Raw genomic sequence first — 22,825 nt, 5'->3', positions numbered from 1 at the left:
ATAGTGGATGAATCTTAACCTTACGATAATGAAGTCTGTTTTCTATAATAAGAAGTGTAAAGCACATCAATATATAGGGAGGGTCACAAGAAATGAAAAAAAGTATGACTTTGCTATTGTCCCTGATTTTCGTATCATCAGCTTTACTGACTGGTTGCGGAGGCAACAACAATGAGTCTTCTAACAAAGGAGATGGAAACGCTACCGCGACGAACTCAGCCGCTACAAATGCTCCAGCAACAGAAGAACCGGTAAATAACGAGCCATTTGAAATGACGATTCGTCACACTCAAATCGGTGCAGACAAGCAGAAACGTCTGGCTATTCTCGAAGAAGTAGTTAACAAGGTACAAGAGGATGTACCGGGTCTCACCTTTAAACTCGATGGGGTAGATTCAGATGTAAACCGTAAAGAAAAATTGCGTGGCGAAATGGCTGCCGGTAATCCACCGGAAATCTTCGATCTGTTCGGTAGCCCTGACTCCAAGATCTATGCTAAAGAAGGTAAATTACTTGACCTGACTCCAATTCTTGAGGAACTTGGAATTAAGGATAAATTCTCAAATCTGGATCCTTTCACTTATGAAGGAAAAATCTATGGATTGCCAATCGGTGGTTCTGGTGAAGGCTTCTTCTATAACAAAGAATACTATACAAGCAAGGGCTGGAAGGCTCCAACAACATTTGCTGAATTGGAACAACAATTGGCTGATATCAAGGCTGATGGAAAAGTACCTTTGGCTGGTGCATCCAAAGCTGGTTGGGTACCACTTATGTTAGCTAACCACCTGTGGTCACGTTATGCAGGTCCGGATGTAACTGCTAAATTTGCAACAGGCGAAGCTAAGTGGTCTGATCCAAATGTAGTAAAAGGATTTGCGAAATACAAAGAATGGGTTGATAAAGGCTACTTCAAAAAAGGCGAACTTGGCTTTGAATATGCTGAATACACAACACAATTCACTAGTGGTGAAGCGATCCTGCTGTATGATGGTACTTGGAAATCCTCCGTATTTAAAACGGGTCAATCTGGCGAAGGTTTGATCGGTAAAGTTGGATTCTTCAATATCCCAGCAGTTGAAGGCGGAGCGGGTGACCAAACTGCATTGATGCGCGATGTGAACAATGGTTATGGTTTCTCTGCATCTGCTGAAAAAGATCCACGTCAATTGGCTGCTGTGAAATCATTTATTAAAAACTTATTTAATGAAGAAATGCAATTGCGCGGACTTGTTGAAGATGGTGTATTGCCAGCAATGAAGATTGACCAAAACGTATTGAATGAGAATATTACTGATGATCTGATGAGCGAAATCGTAGGTGTACTTAACAACTCACAATCTTCGTTCCCAGCATTTGACTCTCTTGTTCAAGCTGATGTAACTACAGAAATCAGTAACATTCAAATTCAAAAACTGATTGGCGATCAGACGACTCCTGAGAAAATGGGCGAAGCTTTGCAAAAGGTACAAGAAGAAGCAAACGCAGCAGTTGAATAAATAGCTGCAAACTGAATGTACCCTGGTGCTAAATCCAGGGTGCATTTTTAAAATCAAAGAAAATATGTGTTTGCACTTGATCTGAAGCATTCACTATTCGCCAGATGTCAAAGCAACCGGAGGTAGTCATGAATAAAGCATTAAGAAATCCAGTGGTATTTTTCCTTTTCGTTCTTCCAGCATTGATATTGTTCACGATGTTTTTCATTTACCCCATTTTTAGTTCTATTTATTACAGCTTTACTAGTTGGAACGGTGTATCGGAGACGGTTAAATCAGCCGGATTAAGTAATTATGAGAAAGCGCTGGGAGATGAACGATTCTGGATATCTGTTAAAAACAACGGTTGGTTTATTCTTTTCTCCGTATGTATACAGGTACCGTTGATCGTATTCTTTTCATTATTGATTTCTAATGTGAAAAAGTTAAAGGGCTTATATAAGACAGCAGTCTTTATGCCTTCCATTATGTCTACAGCGGTTATCGGTATTCTCTGGGGGTTTATCTATGAGCCCAATATTGGACTTTTTAATAAGCTCCTTAGTCTAGTAGGAATTAATCCTATTTACTGGCTGTCAGATGAAAGATTTGCAATGCTTTCTATTTTGTTAACGAATGCTTGGCAGTGGACTGGATTTTATATCGTTATGGTGCTAGCTGCGATTCTAGCTATTCCTGGTGAATTGGATGAAGCTGCAGCCATTGACGGCGCAACTGGATTTCAACGCGCTACTCGTATCACGCTTCCTCTAATCGTACCGATCATCTCGGTTGTAATTATGCTATCGATTGCTGGAGCAATGAAAGCTGCGGATATCGTCATCGTTATGACTAAGGGGGGACCTGCAGGTTCAACCGATGTAATGGCAACATACATGATTAAATATGCGATCACGAACTTTAAGTATGGATACGGAAATGCCATCGCTGTCCTGATCTTTGCGTTTACACTGGTGGTTACAGTCCTTTATCAGCTGCTGATTGCACGTCGTACAGAAAGGATTGAATACTGATGCCACGCGCCCTGAAAAAGAGTCTGCCACATATTGCCCTTTTATTCTATTTGTTAGTGATCCTGTTTCCTTTCCTATTCGTATTATTCTCATCTGTGAAAAAGGATAATAATGAGATTGCGCTTAATCCTTTTGGCATCCCAAAGGAATTCGTCTTCAATAACTACGTGGAAGCTTGGGTAAATGCCAAGATTAGTACTTACTTTTTCAACAGTTTGTACATTTCGATTCTTGCCTCTGTAGTGTCCATTCTGCTTGCGTCTATGTTTGCTTTTGCGGTTACGCGGATGCGACAGGGAAAATGGAATACTATTTTGTTCTCACTGGTTTTAGTAGGAATGCTCATTCCGAATAATGCTTTAATGCTGCCGATTTATACGATTGTACGTAAGTTAGGAATACTGAACACCCACTGGGCGTTGATCATTCCTTATATCGCCAACGCGATTCCATTTACCATCATTATTTTAGCAGCATTTATGCGAAATTTACCTAGAGAAATAGAAGAAGCTGCGGTCATGGATGGCTTGAAGGCACCGGGTATCTTTGCTAGAATTATTGTACCTCTAACGGTTCCGGCTATGGTTACGGTATTCATTGTTAATTTCCTGGGAAATTGGAACGAGTTCTTGCTAGCTAACTACTTCCTGTCGAATGACGAGCTGCGAACGCTTCCAGTAGGTATGGTCCAATTCCGTGATCAATACCAGATGAACTATGCACAAATGTCAGCCGGTATCGTCTTCAGCGTACTGCCGGTAATTATCATTTATGCTATTCTGCAGGAGAAAATTATTGAAGGTGTAACAGCGGGCGGCGTAAAAGGATAACTTTATTCTCAGTCAGGAGCACTAGCCGATGAATTTGCGCTATAAATTATTTACGGCATTTTTGGGCCTGATTATCATTCCTTTATTTATTCTAGGCATGCTTATGTTTTTTGTGACTTATAATTCTATTGAAAAAAAGTACAGCCAGCAGTCGGAATACTCACTTAAAGCGATTAGCTACAGTATTTCTAATGTATTAAAAGATATGGATAACGTTACAGACAACGGAATTGCTACCTCGGTATTTCATATGGCCCTTAGTGCAGATGATCCTAACAACCAGGATTTGACTGATGCTGAGCAATTGAATCTGAATGCGAGCCAGCGCAATTTCCGTAGTCTGTTGTTTAATCATCCATCGATCAGCTATGCATTTTTGTACAATTTTAACGGTAGAGGTAACTCTGAAATCGTGTCGCTTTTTAACAAGGAAAATTTCCGAACGCTACCCTATGATACATTCAAAAAAAGTGATTTGTACCAGGAAGTTATGGACTTGAATGGTGTGCCGAAATGGCTGGCTCCTCACGAGTATCCCGAGCTTACGGGTACTGAACCTGTGTTTACACAAATTCGGCTAGTGAAGGAATTGAGCTTCTTTCAAAACATAGGTATCCTAGTTGTGCAGATCAAGAATTGGGAGTTCGAATCCATATTTCGCAATCTAAAAATTGGGGATAGCAATCAGGATGTATCCTTTATGCTTGTAAATGATGATGGAATGATTCTTTTTGACCCAGATCAAAAGCTGGATGGACAGGACTTCCAGTCTTTCGCGGATAAAGAGATTACCTTTAAAAAAGGGTTTCAGAGTTTCAAAACAGAGTACAACGGGGAGAAAAGCATTCTTTCCATGTATCACTTGAAGGACTATCCATGGAGTCTGGTATCTGTGACTTCTTGGGATACGCTGTCTCACGAAGTTACAGTATTTGCTCGCTGGTTCGTCGCTGTGATTTTCCTTTGCTTATTGGCAGCTGTGATCTTCAATTTATTTTTTATGAACCGGATTACCGGCGGCATCGCTGTCATTGTTCGTTTTATGCGCCGGGTTGAAGACGGAGATCTGACCACTAGGGTAGAAGTTAAAGGAAATGATGAGCTAACGCTGCTTGCTAAGGGTTTTAATGATCTTATGGATAAAATCAATGGGTTGTTTAACAGAATTCATGTGGAGCAGCGTCGCAAGAATCAAGCTGAGATGCGTGTTCTGCAGGCACAGATTAAACCACATTTTTTATTCAATACATTAGAATCAATCAATGTTCTCGCTATACAGAATGAAGGCAAAAAAGTTAGTGAGATGGTCTATAGGCTGGCCAGTATTTTGCGAATCAGCATTCAGGATCGGGAAGAGATTACACTGGATGAAGAAGTTAAACATTTGCGCAATTATTTGGATATACAAAAATTCCGCTTTGAAGATTTGTTCGAATACGAGATCGATATTCCGAATGAATTGATGAGTTGCGGTATCCTTAAACTCACTTTACAACCGCTTGTAGAGAATAGCATTCAACATGGATTTGAGGGCATTGATTACAAAGGTCATGTTTCTGTGAAAGTTTGGGAGAAGCAGGGGGATTTGATTTTACGTATTGAAGATAATGGTATTGGTATTACACCTTCTCAGTTGGCTATTTTTCAATATATTGTGAATGATCCTGTGGAGCAAGAAGTTAAGGTTGAACGGGATAACCGGATGAATCTTGAACGCAGAGGTCTTGGTATTCGCAGTGTAGCAGATCGCATCCGCATTGAATACGGTGACAGGTACGGAATATTTATCTGTTCTAGTCCAGGTCATGGTACTATTATCCAATGTGTCATACCTAAATACGAGCAGGGGGAAGATCATTATGCTAAAAGTATTATTGGTTGATGACGAAGCCCCAATTCTGAATAATCTGAACAGGGTGTTGCCTTGGCAGGAGATGGGGATGGAGGTTGTCGGTATGGCGCGAAGCGGGATGGATGCTTTGCGTATTGCCGAGGAGAAACAGCCTGATCTTGTGTTATGTGACATCCGTATGCCAGTGATGGACGGGTTAACTTTTATCGGTAAGTTGCGGGAGATGGGATTGGATAGCGAGGTGCTGCTTCTTACCGGGTATCAGGAGTTTGATTATGCACGGGAAGCGATTCGGCTAGGTGTTAAAGAGTATATTTGTAAGCCGATACATTATGAAGAGCTTGGCAATAAGGTACGGGAGATTGGGGCTAAGATCCGTAGTAAGCAGTTTAAGAATAAACTGTATAATAGCATTCCAATTTTTCAGGAAATCCCTGAAGGTGAAGATGATTCTGGCAAAAAAACACCGGATCAGCTGATGAACCAAGCAGCTAAGTACATCACAGAACATCTCCATTCTGATATTGGGATTGAGGAAGTGGCGAATAAGATCGGGATTAGTGGCAGTTATTTCTGTCTCTTATTTAAGAATCGTTTTGCTATGACTTTCGTGGAATACGTGACCCTACAACGAATTGAAGCTGCTAAGTTTATGCTAACTAACAGTGATAAGAGTATTACGATGATTGGCTCCGGAGTTGGTTATCAGGAGCGGCGTTATTTTACCAAGGTATTTCAGAAGCAGACAGGGATGTCGCCTAAGGAGTACCGCGACCGATGCCGGACCGAAGTGCGGTGAGGTCGGCGTCGCTCCAAGGAATGATTGTTGCTGAGTGGCAAGGTCGGCGTCGCTCCAAGGAATGTTTGTTGCTGAGTGGTGAGGTTAGCGTCGCTACAAGGAATGTTTGGACTTCCGGTCGCTGTTATCCTCAGATTTCTTAATTAGAAACCGCTGTTAGCGGTTGAAATCCGAGGATAAAGGCGAACGCTACGCTCCTACAGTTCCAAACTTCCTCTCCGTTCCTTCTCCCTCACCCCTCTTCGTAGTAGTATAGGGGCCGTCCCACACCTGTGGATGTGGGCCTCTCTGGGAACAAAAGGAATGATTGCCTAGTTAATCTAAGGCTGGAATTATCGACCAGACCTTGGCTGTGATGAAGTACAAAGATTATCGACCAGCCCTTGGCTGTGATGAAGTACAAAGATTATCGGCCAGCCCTTGGCTGTGATGAAGTACAAAGATTATCGACCAGCCCTTGGCTGTGATGAAGTACAAAGATTATCGACCAGCCCTTGGCTGTGATGAAGTACAAAGATTATCAACCAGCCCTTGGCTGTGATGAAGTACAAAGATTATCGATCAGCCTTTGGCTGTGATAAAGAGTAAAGATTATCGATCAGATCTTGGTTGTGATAAATGCGATTAAGGTACATAAGCTATGATTAATTAAATTTTTTGCCTCTATTTAGAGGCTGAAGAGATGGTTTTCCTCGATTTTCGAGGATAATCGTCTCTTTTTTTATAGAAATATAATATGTTCCCTATACTCCCATAAATTATCATATGTTTTAATTAGAGTGTAAGGAGGATACACAAAACGTTAGGCAAGCAAGAGTAATTGGGGCTTAAGAATGGGATGATGGAGAATGGGGGAACCAAAAATGAGTGTGACGAATCCTTCCGTCAGCTTGTCAGAAGTAAAGAAACCAGGCAGGGGAAGAACGCCGAATTTTCTTAGAGTAATGAAGAAATATTGGGTGTTCTATTTGATGATGTTACCTGCGATAGTGATTCTAATCATCAATAACTACATACCGATGTTAGGAACGGTAATTGCATTTAAGGATATCAATTACCAAAAAGGGATTCTGGGTAGTGATTGGGTCGGGTTAGCAAACTTCAAATATTTAATCTCAACGGAGACGGCCTGGATCATTACGAGGAATACGTTATTGTATAATACAGCGTTTATTATACTGACGCTATTTTTTTCACTAGCTTTTGCAATTATGTTTAACGAAATGCGCAGCAGATGGCTATCGAAATTCCATCAAAGCGCTATGTTTCTCCCTTATTTTCTCTCTTGGGTCGTCGTAAGTTACTTAGTATACGGCTTTCTGAGTGCAGAGCACGGGTTTATGAACAAGACATTACTCCCGTTCTTTGGGGTGGATCCTATCGAATGGTATTCGCAGTCCAAATATTGGCCTGGGATTCTAGTAATTGTGAAGATTTGGAAAGAGATTGGCTATACAACGGTTATTTATATGGCCGCTATCATTGGAATAGATAATGAATATTATGAGGCTGCACTAATTGATGGAGCTTCTAAATGGAAGCAGATTCGAAAAATCACGCTGCCGCTAATCAGCCCAGTTATTATAGTAATGACGTTGCTGCAGATAGGTAGGATTTTTAACGCGGACTTCGGATTATTCTTTCAGGTTACGAGAAATGCAGGAGCGTTATACTCGACGACACAGGTTATCGACACTTATGTATATCAGACCTTCCTCGCAATCGGTGATATAGGAATGTCTTCAGCCGCGGGTCTCGTTCAATCTGTTGTAGGATTTCTATTGATTTTCTTAGCGAATCTTGCAGTGCGGCGAATCAGTAAAGATGATGCTTTATTTTAAAGGGAGGTGGGAGTGTTGAGCCAGACAGAAACAGCATTAGGGTCGTCACGGCGTACAGGAAAACGCACAAAACGGCAAAGACAACCCAATGAAATATCTAATATATCTAATTTGCTAATTAATATATTCTTTTGGATATACACAGCGATTTGTGTGGTGCCGCTGATCCTCGTAGTTATTGTATCGTTTTCGGACGAGAATTCCGTAATCCAGAACGGCTACAGCTTTTTTCCTAACAAGTGGGATATTTCTTCTTATGAATTTCTGTTAAAAGATTATTGGCAAATTATCGATGCAGCTTCCGTTTCATTATTTGTGACTGTGGTGGGCACGATTCTGAGTCTTATCATTATGGCTATGTATGCTTACCCTATCTCACGTGGAGATTTTCCACATCGTAATTTCTTCTCATTTTTTATGTTTTTTACAATGTTGTTTAATGGTGGCCTTGTGCCTTGGTATCTGGTCTACACGCGAATGATGCATATGAAGGATACGTTATGGATTCTAATTATGCCGCTGCTGGTTTCTGCTTTCTTTGTTATCATCTTACGGACCTTTTTTGCCAATACCATACCGCCAGCTTTAATCGAATCTGCTAAGATCGATGGGGCGCCAGAATTCCGGATCTTCGTTCAAATTATTTTGCCTTTGTCTATGCCAGTGTTAGCTACAGTAGGTTTGTTTCAGACCTTGGCCTATTGGAATGATTGGTACCTTAGTTTGATCTTTATCTCACCCGAAGGTCATGTAAATTTACAATACCTAATGTATAAGACGATGCTGAATGTTCAGTTCCTGACTGCAAGTCCTCAGGCGATGGCTGCATTGGCTGCACAGGGTGTAGAAATCAATATTCCAACAGAAACGGTAAGAATGGCGATGGCTGTTATTGGTATCGGACCTATCGTGTTTGTATATTCCTTCTTCCAGAAGTATTTTATTAAAGGGCTTACCGTGGGTGCTGTCAAAGGTTAAGGACGATTGTAATGGCTTAATTCGGCCGCTTTATGCTAAGGTGTGAACGGCCGATTCAGCATATATAAATATTTTGAGGGAGGTTATGGTGTATATGAAAGCTGTTAGAAAAAGCGCACTAATGACACTATTGCTAACGATGGTACTGAGTCTTAGTTTAGCAGGCTGCGGTGGGAATAACGGGAATAATGAAGCAGCTTCACCTGCTCCAAGTGAAAATGCAACCGCTACCAATGCTGCTGCTACGGATGAGCCAGCCGCAGATCCTACTGCCGAACCGGCAAAAGAATTGGAGCCTTATACCGTCAAGTTAATTTATGTCGGTGCAGTGCAAAAGGATGAAAAAGCTGTAGAAGATGAAATCAATAAGTTATTGGAACCTAAAATCAACGCCAAATTGGATATCGCACCGATCGATTGGGGTCCATGGGACAATGATGTCAATCTGAAAATTGCGAGTCAGGAAAAATTCGATATCATCTTTACAGCTCAATGGAAGAACTATGTAACGAATGCAGCTAAAGGCGCTTATCTCCCGATTAATGACGATAGCGGCAAATATGGTAATCTCCTAAATGAATACGGCCAAGGGATTCTAAAAAATCTGGATCCACAATTCTTAAAAGGTTCAGCGATCAATGGTGTGAATTATGCTGTTCCTACAAACAAGGAGCTGGCTGCACAAGGTGGTGTTGTCTATCGCTCCGATATTGCGGATGAACTGGGCATCGATATGTCGAATGTGAAATCCATTCAAGATCTGGATGCAGTTCTCAAAGTAGTGAAGGAGAAAAGACCTGACCTGACTCCATTGTATTTCAAACAAGGTGAGACCTTTAATTCACAATACATGGCACAATACGATACCCTTGGTGATGCTGCCATTCCTGGTGTTCTGCTTAAAGATTCCTCAGATACTAAGATTCAATCGATGATTGAGATGGATCGTTATAAAGAAATCATTAAACTTACTCGTGAGTATATGAAGAAAGGTTACATTAACAAAGACGCAGCTGTTGCTACGAATTCGACTCAGGATGCAATGAAGGCTGGCAATGTCTTTATGACAGTGCAATCGCTTAAACCAGGTAAAGATAGTGAGCTGGCTAACGCTACCGGCTTGGTTGGCAAGCTGAAACAAATTGCATTCAATGATCCAACGATTTCTACAAGTGATGCTGCTGGATCGATGCTTGCGATCTCTGCTTCCTCTGGTGATCCGGCCCGGGCTATGATGGTGTTAGATCTCCTGCACACAGATAAAGATATCAACAATCTGCTTGTTTTCGGTATAAAAGGTGTGCACTATGAAGTCGTAAGTGGTGATACGATCAAAGCTACAGATAAAACAGCTGATTATAATACGGCTGCAGCTTGGATGCTTGGAAGTCAATTCCTGAACCCTGTGTGGGAAAGTGAAGCTCCAGACAAATGGGAACAATTCAAAGCCTTTAACTCAAAAGGTAAAGCCTCTGTAGCTCTTGGTTTCAACTTCGATGCCTCCTCAATGAAGACTGAAATGGCTGCTTGTAAAGCTGTAATGGATGAATACGACATCAGTTTGGATACGGGTTCTGTTGACCCTGATACTGTACTGACTAAGTATGCTGATAAGCTGAAAAAGGCAGGGCTCGATAAGATTATTGCAGAGAAACAAAAACAGCTGGATGCTTTCCTGGCTGCGCAAAAATAAAGCGAAAATGAATTAAAAAAAGGCTCTCCCCGGCAGGCTGATTTAGCCGGGGAGAGCCTTTTTATGATATTACTTAGCGGAAGGAGCTGTCTATTCGCTTTGCGGCTTGAACAGCAAGGGTCCAAGCCAGTTCAGGAGTTAGCTCGCCTTTTTCAGCTTTGGTCAAGTATTCGAGCATGCTTGTCTCCACGTCAGCGTGATGAGGGCCGTAGTAGGTCGGAATTACTGCTTTTGCTGCTGACGAAAGGGTCAGACCAAGCTCTGAATTAGGAAAATAGGGATCGTGCAGATCGTGTATCTCTGGGTCATCATAGATTTCGGGGGTGGAAGGGAAAGCCCCTTGTACCTTGAAAGAAACCAATTGCTGCGCTGGTTCGGTCAGCCATTTAATAAGAGCAAAGGATTCATCAGGATGATTACCTGTCTTTGGTAAGGTCAGAACGGAGCCTCCGCGATTAGCACTGTTTTCTGGGATTTGTGTTACATTCCATAAACCGCTGGCTGTTGGAGCACTGCTCTTGATATGACCAATCATCCAAGCCGGACAGAGCATGACTGCAAAATCTCCGTTGAGCAGGCCTGCACCCCAGCGTTGGGTATCCACTGCAATACTGGCGGACAGATTCAGCTTAAGAGCTTGAATCGAGAAGTCCCAGGCTCGTTTGACCGCTGGATTATTGTCAAGGATTAATTCTTGCGTTGTGGGACTGTAATATTGAAGCTTGGACTGACGTAGTAGGGTGAGATAGAGGTTCTCCAAGTCATTTACAAAAGCTTTTCCTGTTCTCTCTTGTACTTTGGTGCCCGCTTCGAGGAATTGATCCCAAGTTTGGATTTCTTTAGCCACTTCCTCTGGTTTAGTAGGGAGGCCTGATAATGCGAATATATCCGTTCGATATAACATGGCATAGGGACCAATTTCCGTTGGTAATCCAAAAATAAAATCATTACCCAGCACCTCCTGCCACTTCCAATTCAGAAATTGATCCTTCAGATTGTCAGCATCAAAAGTGTTTAGATTATAAAAATAATCAGGGAACTGTTTGAAGCGATCCAAATAGCTAATATCAATGGCAGCCACGTCCGGGGAACTATAACCTGCTGCGAATGAAGTCTGTAGCTTGGCTGGAAGCTGCGTGGAGGTGGAGGTTTGAATATGAATCTCTAGCTCGGGATGCTGGGATTGATATTGGTCAATGAGCGACTCAAGACCTGATCCGGCTGTGAGCCAGATGTTCAGCTGTATCGGGTCTTGTAAAGCGGTATCTTCCTTGGAAGGGGAGAGCTGACAACCACTTGTATTAAGTAACAAGCCAAATGTTAATAGGACAGTAATCAACTTACCATTTACATTCAAGAGAAACACACCTCTGCTTTATTTGTTGTGCTTCTGAAATTCCTGAGGAGTCATCCCCATGTATTTCTTAAAAATAAGGCTGAAATACGCAGGATCCTTAAAGCCTACTAATTCGCTAACCTCATATACCTTGAGAGTAACATTCTCTAATAATTCAGTAGCTTTTTGAATACGAAGTTTGGTAAGGAAGCTAGAGAAAGGTTCCCCTACATCATCTTTAAACAATCGGCCGAGATAGGTAGGATTCATATACAGTTCGTCCGCGATCATTTTGAGGGAGAGATTTTCTTGGAGCCGGGAATTCATAACCTCAATCATCATAGAGATTACCCTGCGTGTTGCCTTTACTTGTAGTTGTTCAGCGAGCTGTGGAGAAGCCGAATGCATGGAGAGGTCTCTGAAAAAGATAACGGATGGCGTACTCTCTTTTTTGACCTGCTGACAAGCTTCCAGACTCTCATGATAGGCGGTCGCGAGTGCCCCCAATTGATAGTGAGGGTTAGAGACCCCTGCACAGAATGGCGATTTCAGAATGCCCGACAGCTTATGCAGCAGCTCTTGTGTCAATACCTCATCAACGCCGTTAGGCTGCTCAAGAGGATAGAATAATAGCATGATGGCTTCCTGCTCTTCTTGAATGCCAACAACGTTGGCATACAGCGCAAAACATTCTTCTAATATATTTATAACCGCTGCATACATGGCTTGTTCCGACCAGTTCTGTGGCATGCCCACTCCAAGATGGTTTACGGTTACGACTACAAAGGAATGAAAAGGAGGAATAAGTTGTTCTTCAAAATAGGGTAACGGGATGCCGTAAAGAAGATCAGATAAGCGTTTCTCCCGAAGGTTTTTTTCTCTCAGCTGTGTTAATTGCCTCTGCTGTTTCTTCAATTGAAGACGTTCATATACACCTGTAGCGACTTCAAGAATATGTTCTACTGAATTTGGTTTAACCAAATATTCCTTTACACCATAACGGATGGCTTGACTGGCATAGGTGAAGTCCTGATAACCTGTGAGCAGCACGGTTTCAGTGTCTGGATAACATTCATGGATATGCTTTGCGAGTTCCAGCCCATCCATGCCGGGCATTCGTATATCGGATATCACCAGATCAACCATATGCTCTTTTAACAATTGCACAGCCTCTAAACCGTTCTCTGCCGAGCCAATAATGCTAAAGTTGTGATTCGCACTTCCCAGCATTTCTGACAGAGAACGGCGAACAAAACTTTCGTCGTCCACGATTAACACATTCATCGTTGTGCCCCCTTAACTTTGATCATACTGTAATGGAACAGTGACCTTCACAAATAAGCCACCAAGCTCGCTTGTTGATAGCTGTAGACCAAATTCCTGTCCGTAGATTAGCTCTATGCGATGATTTAGATTAGATAGTCCAATTCCGGTATGAAGCAGCTTCTCCGGATTAACCTCACCGCCGACTAATGCGTCTGCCATACTTTCCTCGCTCATGCCGTCCCCGTTGTCTTCTACAGTTAACACCAGAGATGTTCCTTCACTATAGGCGCGTATGCGAATTAGCCATACTTCCCGAAGTGTGGGTTCAAGTCCATGAGTAATGGCATTTTCGACAAGTGGCTGAAGGGTTAATTTCATAAGCTGGCCATTCATAACCTCAGGATTTACAAAAAGATCAATCTGCAATTTGTCCTCGTAGCGCAGCTTCTGGAGAAAAATGAATCGTTCTAATTGCTTTAAATCCTCCTCAACTGTAACGAATTCGGATCCGCGGTCAATACTATAGCGGAGCAGGTCACTTAGAGCGAGTACCATTTGGGACTCTTCCTGCATGCGTTTGTTGGCGAGCGACCAATAGATTGTATTCAAAGTGTTATAAAGAAAATGCGGGCGGAATTGCGCTTTGAGTGCTACGATCTGAGCTTGCTTTTCACTAATTTGTTTACTGGATAGGTCAGCGATAGTATGATCCAGGTTTTGGAGCATCGAATTATAGCTTGAATAAAGGATAGCCATTTCTTTGTTCATGGTTGTTTTTACAAAAGGTAAAGTAGTTCCCCGTTCGACATTGCTCAGCTTGGTTGCCAGATTACGAAGGGGCTTGGATAGGGTCCAAGAGAAAAAGAAAGTGAATAGTAGGGCAGCACCCATCCCCAGCAGGCCAATTAAAATAATATTCCGGCGAATCGTATTTAAATCTTTAACAGCGTCTTTAGAATCAATGTAAGCAAAAACGCTCCACTCGCTATAGTCGGAATAGGCATAGGATACGAACAGATTGCGTGAGTTTATTTTTTGTGGAACGATTCTGGCTTTATGATTGCTGAATTGTTTTAGAAGCCCGTCGTTCATATAAAGTCCAATTTCTTTCGGATCTGTGGAATAGACAATGGTATTAAATGAATCAACAACTTGGATTTTCTCGTTTTTGCCGAGGTGAAATTGGCTGACAGCGTTATGGATAACCTCGACAGGGAGGACAAGAAACAGGGTTCCTAGCCGGTTTAGATCATTCCAATCATTAATTTGTCTGGCTCCCATCACCACAGGGATATTACCGTTCTGCCATACATCTACACCGAACCAGACCATTCGGCCTTTATTCTGTGCTATAGCCGGGAACCAATAAGCATCGCGGATTTCCTTTTCGCTGTCCCATATGACCTTTAAGGAACTGCTGTTGGTATACACCTGATCATCGGACAGCCCGAGCAGCTTGAACTGGATGTCAGAGTTTATGGAACGTGTCTGTTGATCTATGTAACGAGTAATTTCCATGGCGTCTGTACGAGGTGAACGTGACAACGCTAAGTCTCCCAAGGTTTCTTGAATCAAGGGACTGAACATGATCGTAGAAGAAAGCTTGTCGTTATCCTGAAGAATTGCGTCCATTTTACCTTGAAGTTGCTTGACGGATTCCAGGATATATTGGTTGGAGCGGTTTAAAACAGCTTGAGAGGAAGAGCGGTAGGACAAAAAAATGGTGAATCCTACGATGGTGAAGATGATTAGAGAGAAGCCCATGATTAATTGAACGAGGATGGAGATTTTTTTGGACATGTTATCCCTCGCATGTAAAAGATATTCTTCCATACATTGTAACAAAAGCAAATGAAAGCGAATATAGTCAGACGAAAAATAAACATATTTATAGAAAAAATCTCATTTTTTTCAGGGGGAACAGCGTGGTTGTCCAACATTATTTAATACAGCGTTAATCTTTCTTTACTTAATAATGAAACTTTTTATGGTGGTATGCGTCTAATACTATGTTTGTTATGACGATCGTGGCAAAAGCTTTTTGCCGCCCTACCGTGGGTGGCAGCATTTTGCGGGGAATATAAGAGGAGTATGAAAAAGACAGAGACCTACTTATATTTACAAATAGGAGCAGAGGAGTTATATCATGGATTTGAAAAAGTTAACGTTAGTTGCTGTTTTGGCCGTATCTCAGGCCGCCGCGGCAGTGCCGGCTTTTGCTGAAGCTGTCAATAATACCCCAAGTAATACTACTGTAGTAGGGACAGTTGTTTCAGCTGCGCCGGAGGTAATGCCAGAATCTACTGATCCATTGCCGCCATTGCCGACGGAGACGCCAGGAGGAGTAGTGTCACCGACACCAACACCAACTCCAATTCCTGCAGAGACAGTTGATCCTACGGCTACTGTTGAACCTACAGCAACAATTGCACCTACTGCAACACCGCTTCCAACTGCAACACCTGGAGTTACTACAGATCCTACTACAACAACAGATGGTGCTCGTGCTGCGGCTAGCAATCAACTTATCCTTATGATGAACAGCAACAAAATGTATCAGAACGGCCAGGAATATTTGGCTAATCAGCCTATGGCAGTGAAAAACGGCGTATCCTACGTTTCGATCCGGGCTATGGTAGAACGTGTAGGCGTGAAATACGTTTATGATTATAAAACGAAAGAAACCATTGTTACCAAGGGAAGCGACGTTATGCGCTTTAAGACCGACAGCAAGGTCTATACAGTTAATGGTGTAAAGAAGACAATGAAAGGTCCTGCTTACCAATACAAGGGTACATTCATGGTTCCTTTGACATCCATAACTGGGGCACTGGGCATTCCTTATACCGTTGATAATGTGCAAAAAAGAGTAATTCTTACATTAAACAACAAACCTAAAGCTTCCTTCACCGTGCCAACTGAAATTTACGCCGGTGAACCAGTGACCTTCGTAACCTCCAGCTCGTCACCAAATGGTGTAGCTATTGTGGACGAAAGCTGGGGAGGTAACAAGCAGGATATCTATGATCAACCAGGATATTATGTAGTAACCTATTCTGTAATGGATGCGAATCAACAGTGGAGTGATCCTTACACCATGACCATCACAGTGCTTAAACCTAATACACCTCCAGTTGCTAATTTCACTACAGATAAGGATTCATACAAGATGGGTGAAATGATTACTTATACCGATCTAAGTAACGATCCTGATGGTGATGAAATTACTGTAACTTGGACGAACAAGGCCGAGGCTTTCTTTACTCCGGGTCCAGCGACAATTGCGGTCCAAGTAAAAGATTCACACGGCGCGATCAGCACCTTTGAGAAAACCGTTAATATTTCGGATGAAATCTTGTACAGTAAAGAAGATTTCAACAGATTATTTGCATCTCCGGGCAGTGTGTTTAGCATCGATGGATCAATGGTTCCTACTTGGCAGCAAGTAGCTTATAATCTTTCTTCCGAGCCTTATAAACTAATTCGCAGTAACAGTCCAGAAACGGTGTATACAGAAGGTGTTACTTACCGTGAGACTTCATTGGGTAAAACCCGCTTCTTGATTCACCACAAGAATAACCTGAATATTAAAGCTAAAGTGTATGTGATTGCTACGAATAACAATCTGTACCCAACGACGCTTACAACCGAATATGTGGGCTTTGCAGGCCCAAGCACATATCCTGAAGGTACTGGTAAAATGTCTGTAGAACGTTATTGGAAATCTATGCTTACAAATGAGCATTATAAAACGATTGTTCTGCAACCAGGGGAAAGTGTCTCAATTCTGACGGATCTAAACCAAATTGCTATGAAACCAAGTGAAATTGTTTCACTTCAAGCGGACTTATTTAGTGATTATCCAATCGATTATAACGTCATGTTGATTGATGCGAATAAAGATCCACTGACTACACTTCCAACACTTCCAGTTCTGGATCGAGACGGAGTGCATAATCGGGGAACTTACGAAGATTCTACTCGTATTATCACGGTTACTGATGAGGTAGGAAAAACTCCTGCAAAACTTCTGCTAGGCGATAATTCCAGTGATAAGAACCTGGCTGGCGTGGACCCAATGGCAGGTACGGAAGCATCCAATGCCGGTAATTTCGGGGTATTATACAAGATCAGATTCGAAAATGTTGCACCAAACTCATTGATTACGTTTAATCCACGTGGCGGTAACTATATGGGGCCGGTTATGGTTAATAACCAAATCGTGCATATGCCAAGCGTGGGAAGTCTCTCGAATGCTGACATGAACAGTGTGGTTTATCGTAGTGGTGAGTATGGCGGTTCTGTGGAGATTTTGTTCACAGCAGCCTCAGGCAGTAACTTGCCGGTCAATTTCCTCATCACTCCACTTCCAGCAAAGAAATAACAAATAGAAATATACCTAATCCCTATAAGCTCTATTGGGGAATTAACTACAACAAAAGCCCGGCTGAATATTCCGTAAAGGAATACGCAGCCGGGCTTTTGTTTAAATATAATAATTCAGAGGTTGCGTAGGGGGGCTTCATGGTGCTTCATTGACGGGGCATTTATTTTGGGGCATTATTAAGAGAGTGAAAATATAAATGAACTGATCTTATGGGAGATGAGCGTATGCTGTCGACAGAACAAATATTAGAAGTCATGTCGGGGCAAGGACTGCGAATCACCGACCAACGCAAAACGCTTGCCCAGTTATTCGGCGAGAATAAGGGATATTTGTCAGCGAAGGATGTATATGAGCATATGGGCCGCAAGTATAGCGGACTTAGCTTTGATACGGTGTACCGCAATCTTCGTGTAATGGAAGAGCTTGGTGTGCTTGAACAGATTGTCTTTGAAGACGGAGTGAAGTTCAAGGGAAGCTGCAATCATCAGGATCATCACCATCATATGATCTGCCTTCAATGCCAAAAGACCTACCCGATTAATTTCTGCCCGATGAATTTAACGGATACACCCGATCAATTCCGGGTAGTCAAGCATAAATTTGAGGTGTTCGGTTATTGCAAAGAATGTGAAGAGAACCGGGAAGAAGAATTAGTTGCAGCATCAGATAAACAAAAGGGACTTTAGAAATGGTGACCCTACGCAGAACGATTCAGGCGCCTATTCGGGTGTACCGCAGGTACATTTCCCCTATTAAACCTGCAACCTGCCGCTTCTATCCAACCTGCTCTGCCTATGCCCTGGAAGCCATTGAAGTCCATGGTCCACTGAAAGGCTCATGGCTTGCAGCTAAGCGGATTGCCAGATGTCATCCCTTTCATCCTGGAGGACTTGATCCTGTGCCGCCTCTTCAAGATGAATCTGCTGAGAAGGATTCTGCCCCTGCGACTTGACATGGGGCCTTACCTTTGGGTATATTCACAAGTAATAGTATGAATTCCGAAGAACGGATAAGTAAATCGTTACGTCCATTACAGAGAGCCGGAATGTGCTGAAATCCGGTATGGAACGTTAGATTGAATATGGTCCGGGAGGAACTGTGTTCGAGCGGGAACTGCAATTGAGGTTCACGTAAGATAACAGCGTGTTCCAGCGTTAATGGACAGTTCCCGGGAGGGAACTGGCGAAGCCTGTGCTCTGTGAAGGGACAGGAAATTTGGGTGGTATCGCGTGAGTTATACTCTCGCCCCATTATGGGGGCGGGAGTTTTTTGTTTTTTAATAAGAAAGGATGATTACTGAATGAGTGAGAAAAAAACGTTTTACCTAACGACACCAATTTATTATCCGAGTGACAAGCTACATATCGGACATGCTTATTCAACCGTGGCAGGAGACGCAATGGCCCGTTACAAACGTCTGCGCGGCTACGAAGTGCGTTATCTAACCGGTACAGACGAACATGGACAAAAGATTGAGCGGAAGGCAGAGGAAGCAGGAAAGACCCCTCAGCAGTTCGTAGACGACATTGTTGTTGGTATTAAGGAGCTATGGCGCAAGCTGGACATTTCGAACGATGACTTCATTCGTACTACGGAAGAGCGTCATAAAAAAGTGGTACAGGATATTTTTGATCGGTTGCTGCAGCAAGGAGATATCTATAAAGGTGAATATGAGGGCTGGTATAGTATCCCAGATGAAACCTTTTACACAGAAACGCAATTAGTTGATATTGTGCGTGATGACAACGGCGTGATTACTGGTGCAAAAAGCCCAGATAGCGGTCACCCGGTTGAGCTGGTGAAGGAAGCAAGTTATTTCTTCCGGATGAGTAAATATGCGGATCGTTTGCTGCAATTTTACGAGGAGAATCCTGAGTTTATTTTGCCGGAATCCCGTAAGAACGAAATGATTAACAATTTCATCAAACCCGGACTGGAAGACCTTGCAGTTTCCCGCACAACCTTTGATTGGGGCGTAAAAGTTAAGGGCGACGAGAAGCATGTCGTGTACGTGTGGATTGATGCTTTGACTAACTATATTACTGCTCTGGGTTATGGTTCCGAGGACCGCAGCTTGTATGACAAGTTCTGGCCTGCGGATGTACACATCGTCGGCAAAGAAATTGTTCGTTTCCATACGATTTACTGGCCGATCATTCTGATGGCGCTTGGTGAACCCCTTCCGAAAAAGGTATTTGCCCATGGCTGGTTGCTCATGAAAGATGGAAAAATGTCGAAATCTAAAGGTAACGTAGTTGATCCTGTGACACTGATTGATCGTTATGGCTTGGATGCATTACGTTATTACCTGCTGCGCGAAGTACCGTTTGGTTCGGATGGCACGTTCACACCGGAAAGCTTTGTAGACCGGGTTAACTATGACCTTGCCAACGACCTTGGTAACCTGTTGAACCGTACAGGGGCTATGGTTGAAAAGTATTTTGCAGGCGAGATTCCGGCATATGACGGGAATGTAACAGCATTTGATGGTGAGCTTCAAGCTGCGGCTGAGAATACTTATGCCAAAGTAGAAGAAGCTATGGAAAAAATGGAGTTTTCCGTGGCGCTGACAGCTATCGGAATATTCATTAGCCGCACCAACAAATATATCGATGAGACACAACCTTGGGTACTTGCCAAAGATGAGAATAGAACTGCCGAGTTGGCTTCTGTGATGAGACATCTGGTGGAAGGTCTGCGTACCGCTTCAATCCTGCTGCAGCCGTTCTTGACACAAACACCAGCGAAGATCTGGGAACAGCTGGGTATTCAGCCTGGTGAGTTAACGACTTGGGATAGCGGTAAGACCTTTGGCCTGATTCCGGCAGGAACAAAGCTGGTGAAAGGCAATCCAATCTTCCCACGTCTGGATGTGGAGCAAGAGGTAGCTTATATTGCTGAGGCTATGGGCGCTGGCAAAGCGGCTGCTGAAGTGGCGGAAGCGGCTGCTCCTGCTGCAGCGGACTCCGAGCCAGTGGAAGAGCATAAAGAGGAAATCGGCATTGACGATTTCGCTAAAGCAGAGCTGCGGGTAGCTCAGGTTATTGCTGCAGAGCCAGTGAAAAAAGCTGACAAGCTGCTGAAGCTGCAACTGGATCTGGGTTATGAACAACGGCAAGTGGTTTCTGGTATCGCGAAATTCTATACACCGGAAGAGCTGGTGGGACGTAAAGTGATCTGTATCGTAAACCTTAAGCCGGTGAAGCTGCGTGGGGAGTTGTCCCAAGGGATGATTTTGGCGGCTTCTAAAGGTGACCAGCTAACGATCGCTACCGTGCCGGACAGCATGCCAAACGGAGCAGTAGTGAAATAAGACAATACTGTTGTAGAAATTTTTTAATGAGATTTGCTTGAACAAGGGAATGCTCCTTCAGCCGGGTTGGTTGTGGGAGCATTCCTTTTTATAAAGGAGGATATCGTCCTTTCTTCTGAGTTAGGTTTCTTTGTTGACTTATCGTAACGATTACTATTATACTACTAATAGTAAAATTTACGATTTGAGGGGTAGATCAATATAATGGCGGCAATGAAATCGCGTATAAGTTTGCTCGTCCTTGCACTGGTACTGGTATTTACACTAAGTGCATGCGGACCTAAGAGCAGTGGAAGTATAGTTGAAGGGAAAGTAAATGTAGTTACAACCTTTTATCCTATTTACGAGTTTGCTAAGGAGATTGGCGGGGAAGATATCAATGCTATTAACCTGCTTCCAGTGGGTGTGGAGCCACATGATTGGACACCGCGCAGTCAGGACATTATTAACACTTCTAAGGCACAGCTATTTCTATATAACGGTGCAGGCTTAGAAGGTTGGGTTCCTAACTTTTTAAAAGGCCTTGATAGCAGCAGTAAAGTTAAGGCGGTTGAAGTAAGCCAAGGTATTGATTATATCATGACCGATGAAGATGACGGGCATGATCATGGGGCAAGTGAGGAAGAGTCTCATCAAAATGAGGATACGGATCATAACAGTAATGCCTCAGGAGACAGCCTGCATACGGACCCGCATACTTGGGTAAGTCCAAAATCAGCCATTACTATGGCTCAGAATATTAAAGAAAGCCTTCAGTCCGTGGATCCTGAGCATAAAGAAGGTTATGAAGAGCGTTACAATAACCTTTCGGAACGTTTGCAGGCGTTAGACAGTAAATTCAAAGCGGAGCTTGCTAAGCTGCCCAACCATAAGATCGTAGTATCACATCAGGCTTTTTCTTACCTTGCCCGTGATTATGGATTGGATCAGCATGCGATTATGGGACTTTCGCCAGACGCCGAGCCGCGCGGACAGGATTTAGTGAAGCTTGCGAAAATGGTAAAAGATGAAGGTATTAAGTATATCTTTTTTGAAGAGCTTGTCTCCGATAAACTGGCTAAGACTCTGGCAGCCGAAGCGGGCGTTTCCACTATGGTGCTTAATCCGGTAGAGGGACTTACTGCGGAGCAAGAGAAGAACGGCGATAATTACTTCACTCTGATGGAGAAAAATTTGCAAAATCTGATTATGGCCTTACAATAATAAGGAAAGTATAAGGGAAAGGCGGTACTTAAGCATGCAATCGGTATCCTTGGACTGCCATCAGCATATCATCGATATACAGGATCTTTCTTTTTCATATGGGGAACAGAAGGTGATATCGAATCTTAACTATAGTGTAAGAGAACGAGATTTCCTTGGTATCATTGGTTCTAATGGTGCTGGTAAAACAACATTGATGAAAATGATCGTCGGCTTGCTTCCAGCGAGCAGTGGTGAAATTAAATTATTCGGAACGCCTGTCCGCAAGTTTAAAGACTGGGAACGGATCGGATATGTTCCGCAAAAAAATGCCTTCAACCCGTTGTTTCCAGCAACGGTGCGTGAAGTAGTTCTGTCAGGTCTATATAATAACAAGAATCTGATTCGCAGAGTATCTAAGGCTCAGCATCGTCAATGTGAGGATGCACTTGAAGTCATGCGGATACAAGATATTGCGGAGAAAAGAGTAGGCCAGCTGTCAGGCGGTCAGCAGCAGCGTGTTTTTCTGGCTCGGGCGCTGATTAACCATCCTGACCTGCTGATTTTGGACGAACCTACCGTGGGTATTGATGCCGAATCACAAGCGGGATTCTTTGAATTAATTACCCATATGCATGCTCATCATCATATGACCTTCCTGATGGTGTCACATGATATCGACATGATCAAAAATTATTTAGGTCATGAGCCCGTGCAGACAAATGGTAAAATCAACTTTTACTCCCGCCACTCACATGATCTCCAGAATTGCACAGAAGAGAACCTGCAGCACACGCTCTCTTAAGTCATAATTAAACTCTGAATCGCAGCTTTTT

At 42.9% G+C, this 22,825-nt stretch carries 17 protein-coding genes and 1 other annotated feature; of the genes, 14 read left to right on the top strand and 3 right to left on the bottom strand.

The features are described from left to right. Positions 1 to 92 precede the first annotated feature (92 nt). The 8 genes from MHH60_RS04215 (at position 93) to MHH60_RS04180 (ending at position 10,505) form a co-directional block, all read left to right on the top strand. Entirely contained in the window at positions 93 to 1,499 is a 1,407-nt protein-coding gene (locus MHH60_RS04215; protein ID WP_036682919.1) for an extracellular solute-binding protein, read from the top strand. Positions 1,500 to 1,627: 128 nt separating this feature from the next. Next, entirely contained in the window at positions 1,628 to 2,512 is an 885-nt protein-coding gene (locus tag MHH60_RS04210; protein WP_036682917.1) for a carbohydrate ABC transporter permease, read from the top strand. After that, entirely contained in the window at positions 2,512 to 3,342 is an 831-nt protein-coding gene (locus MHH60_RS04205; protein WP_036682912.1) for a carbohydrate ABC transporter permease, read from the top strand. Before MHH60_RS04210 ends, MHH60_RS04205 begins: the two co-directional genes overlap by 1 nt. A 28-nt stretch (positions 3,343 to 3,370) precedes the next feature. Further along, entirely contained in the window at positions 3,371 to 5,224 is a 1,854-nt protein-coding gene (locus tag MHH60_RS04200) for a cache domain-containing sensor histidine kinase (protein WP_076134516.1), read from the top strand. After that, positions 5,202 to 5,993, top strand: coding sequence for a response regulator transcription factor (locus tag MHH60_RS04195; protein ID WP_076134515.1), 792 nt, complete (start codon positions 5,202 to 5,204; stop codon positions 5,991 to 5,993). Before MHH60_RS04200 ends, MHH60_RS04195 begins: the two co-directional genes overlap by 23 nt. 863 nt (positions 5,994 to 6,856) lie before the next feature. Next, positions 6,857 to 7,834: an ABC transporter permease gene (locus MHH60_RS04190; protein ID WP_235219484.1), complete on the top strand. Its 978-nt coding sequence runs from the start codon at positions 6,857 to 6,859 to the stop codon at positions 7,832 to 7,834. 15 nt (positions 7,835 to 7,849) lie between these two features. After that, positions 7,850 to 8,812, top strand: coding sequence for a carbohydrate ABC transporter permease (locus tag MHH60_RS04185; protein ID WP_081387086.1), 963 nt, complete (start codon positions 7,850 to 7,852; stop codon positions 8,810 to 8,812). A 94-nt stretch (positions 8,813 to 8,906) separates the two neighbouring features. After that, complete coding sequence (locus MHH60_RS04180; protein WP_076134514.1) at positions 8,907 to 10,505, top strand: ABC transporter substrate-binding protein; 1,599 nt, start codon at positions 8,907 to 8,909, stop codon at positions 10,503 to 10,505. 73 nt (positions 10,506 to 10,578) lie between these two features. Here MHH60_RS04180 and MHH60_RS04175 read toward each other — a convergent pair whose 3' ends face one another. From MHH60_RS04175 to MHH60_RS04165, 3 genes are read right to left on the bottom strand one after another with little or no spacing between them, the layout of a single operon-like run. Beyond that, entirely contained in the window at positions 10,579 to 11,862 is a 1,284-nt protein-coding gene (locus tag MHH60_RS04175; RefSeq protein ID WP_076134513.1) for an ABC transporter substrate-binding protein, read from the bottom strand. Between the two features lie 18 nt (positions 11,863 to 11,880). Further along, the gene (locus tag MHH60_RS04170) at positions 11,881 to 13,125 is read right to left on the bottom strand and encodes a response regulator (RefSeq protein ID WP_076134512.1); all 1,245 of its coding nucleotides are present in this window, start codon (positions 13,123 to 13,125) and stop codon (positions 11,881 to 11,883) included. A gap of 12 nt (positions 13,126 to 13,137) precedes the next feature. Then, positions 13,138 to 14,907 (bottom strand): sensor histidine kinase, encoded by a 1,770-nt coding sequence (locus tag MHH60_RS04165; RefSeq protein WP_076134511.1) that lies wholly within the window; start codon positions 14,905 to 14,907, stop codon positions 13,138 to 13,140. A gap of 346 nt (positions 14,908 to 15,253) precedes the next feature. Between MHH60_RS04165 and MHH60_RS04160 the strand changes: the two genes are divergently transcribed. The 6 genes from MHH60_RS04160 to MHH60_RS04135 all read left to right on the top strand — a co-directional run bounded on the left by MHH60_RS04160 (position 15,254) and on the right by MHH60_RS04135 (position 22,794). Then, positions 15,254 to 17,491 (top strand): copper amine oxidase N-terminal domain-containing protein, encoded by a 2,238-nt coding sequence (locus MHH60_RS04160; protein ID WP_076134510.1) that lies wholly within the window; start codon positions 15,254 to 15,256, stop codon positions 17,489 to 17,491. Between the two features lie 227 nt (positions 17,492 to 17,718). Then, a complete protein-coding gene (locus MHH60_RS04155; protein ID WP_036682896.1) occupies positions 17,719 to 18,180 on the top strand; it encodes a Fur family transcriptional regulator in 462 nt (153 codons plus the stop codon). Between the two features lie 2 nt (positions 18,181 to 18,182). Then, positions 18,183 to 18,446: a membrane protein insertion efficiency factor YidD gene (yidD, locus tag MHH60_RS04150; RefSeq protein ID WP_036682893.1), complete on the top strand. Its 264-nt coding sequence runs from the start codon at positions 18,183 to 18,185 to the stop codon at positions 18,444 to 18,446. A 40-nt stretch (positions 18,447 to 18,486) separates the two neighbouring features. Beyond that, positions 18,487 to 18,747, top strand: a binding site (T-box leader). Between the two features lie 47 nt (positions 18,748 to 18,794). Then, positions 18,795 to 20,807, top strand: a complete 2,013-nt coding sequence (metG, locus tag MHH60_RS04145; protein ID WP_076134509.1) for a methionine--tRNA ligase — start codon at positions 18,795 to 18,797, stop codon at positions 20,805 to 20,807. Positions 20,808 to 21,011: 204 nt separating this feature from the next. Next, positions 21,012 to 22,010, top strand: a complete 999-nt coding sequence (locus MHH60_RS04140; protein WP_076134508.1) for a metal ABC transporter solute-binding protein, Zn/Mn family — start codon at positions 21,012 to 21,014, stop codon at positions 22,008 to 22,010. 34 nt (positions 22,011 to 22,044) lie between these two features. Beyond that, complete coding sequence (locus MHH60_RS04135; protein ID WP_036682888.1) at positions 22,045 to 22,794, top strand: metal ABC transporter ATP-binding protein; 750 nt, start codon at positions 22,045 to 22,047, stop codon at positions 22,792 to 22,794. Positions 22,795 to 22,825: the final 31 nt, after the last annotated feature.

It is taken from the genome of Paenibacillus sp. FSL H7-0716 (assembly GCF_038002705.1).
Taxonomy (GTDB): Bacteria; Bacillota; Bacilli; order Paenibacillales; family Paenibacillaceae; genus Paenibacillus_AQ; species Paenibacillus_AQ odorifer.
This window is presented reverse-complemented; position numbering and strand designations above follow the sequence as displayed.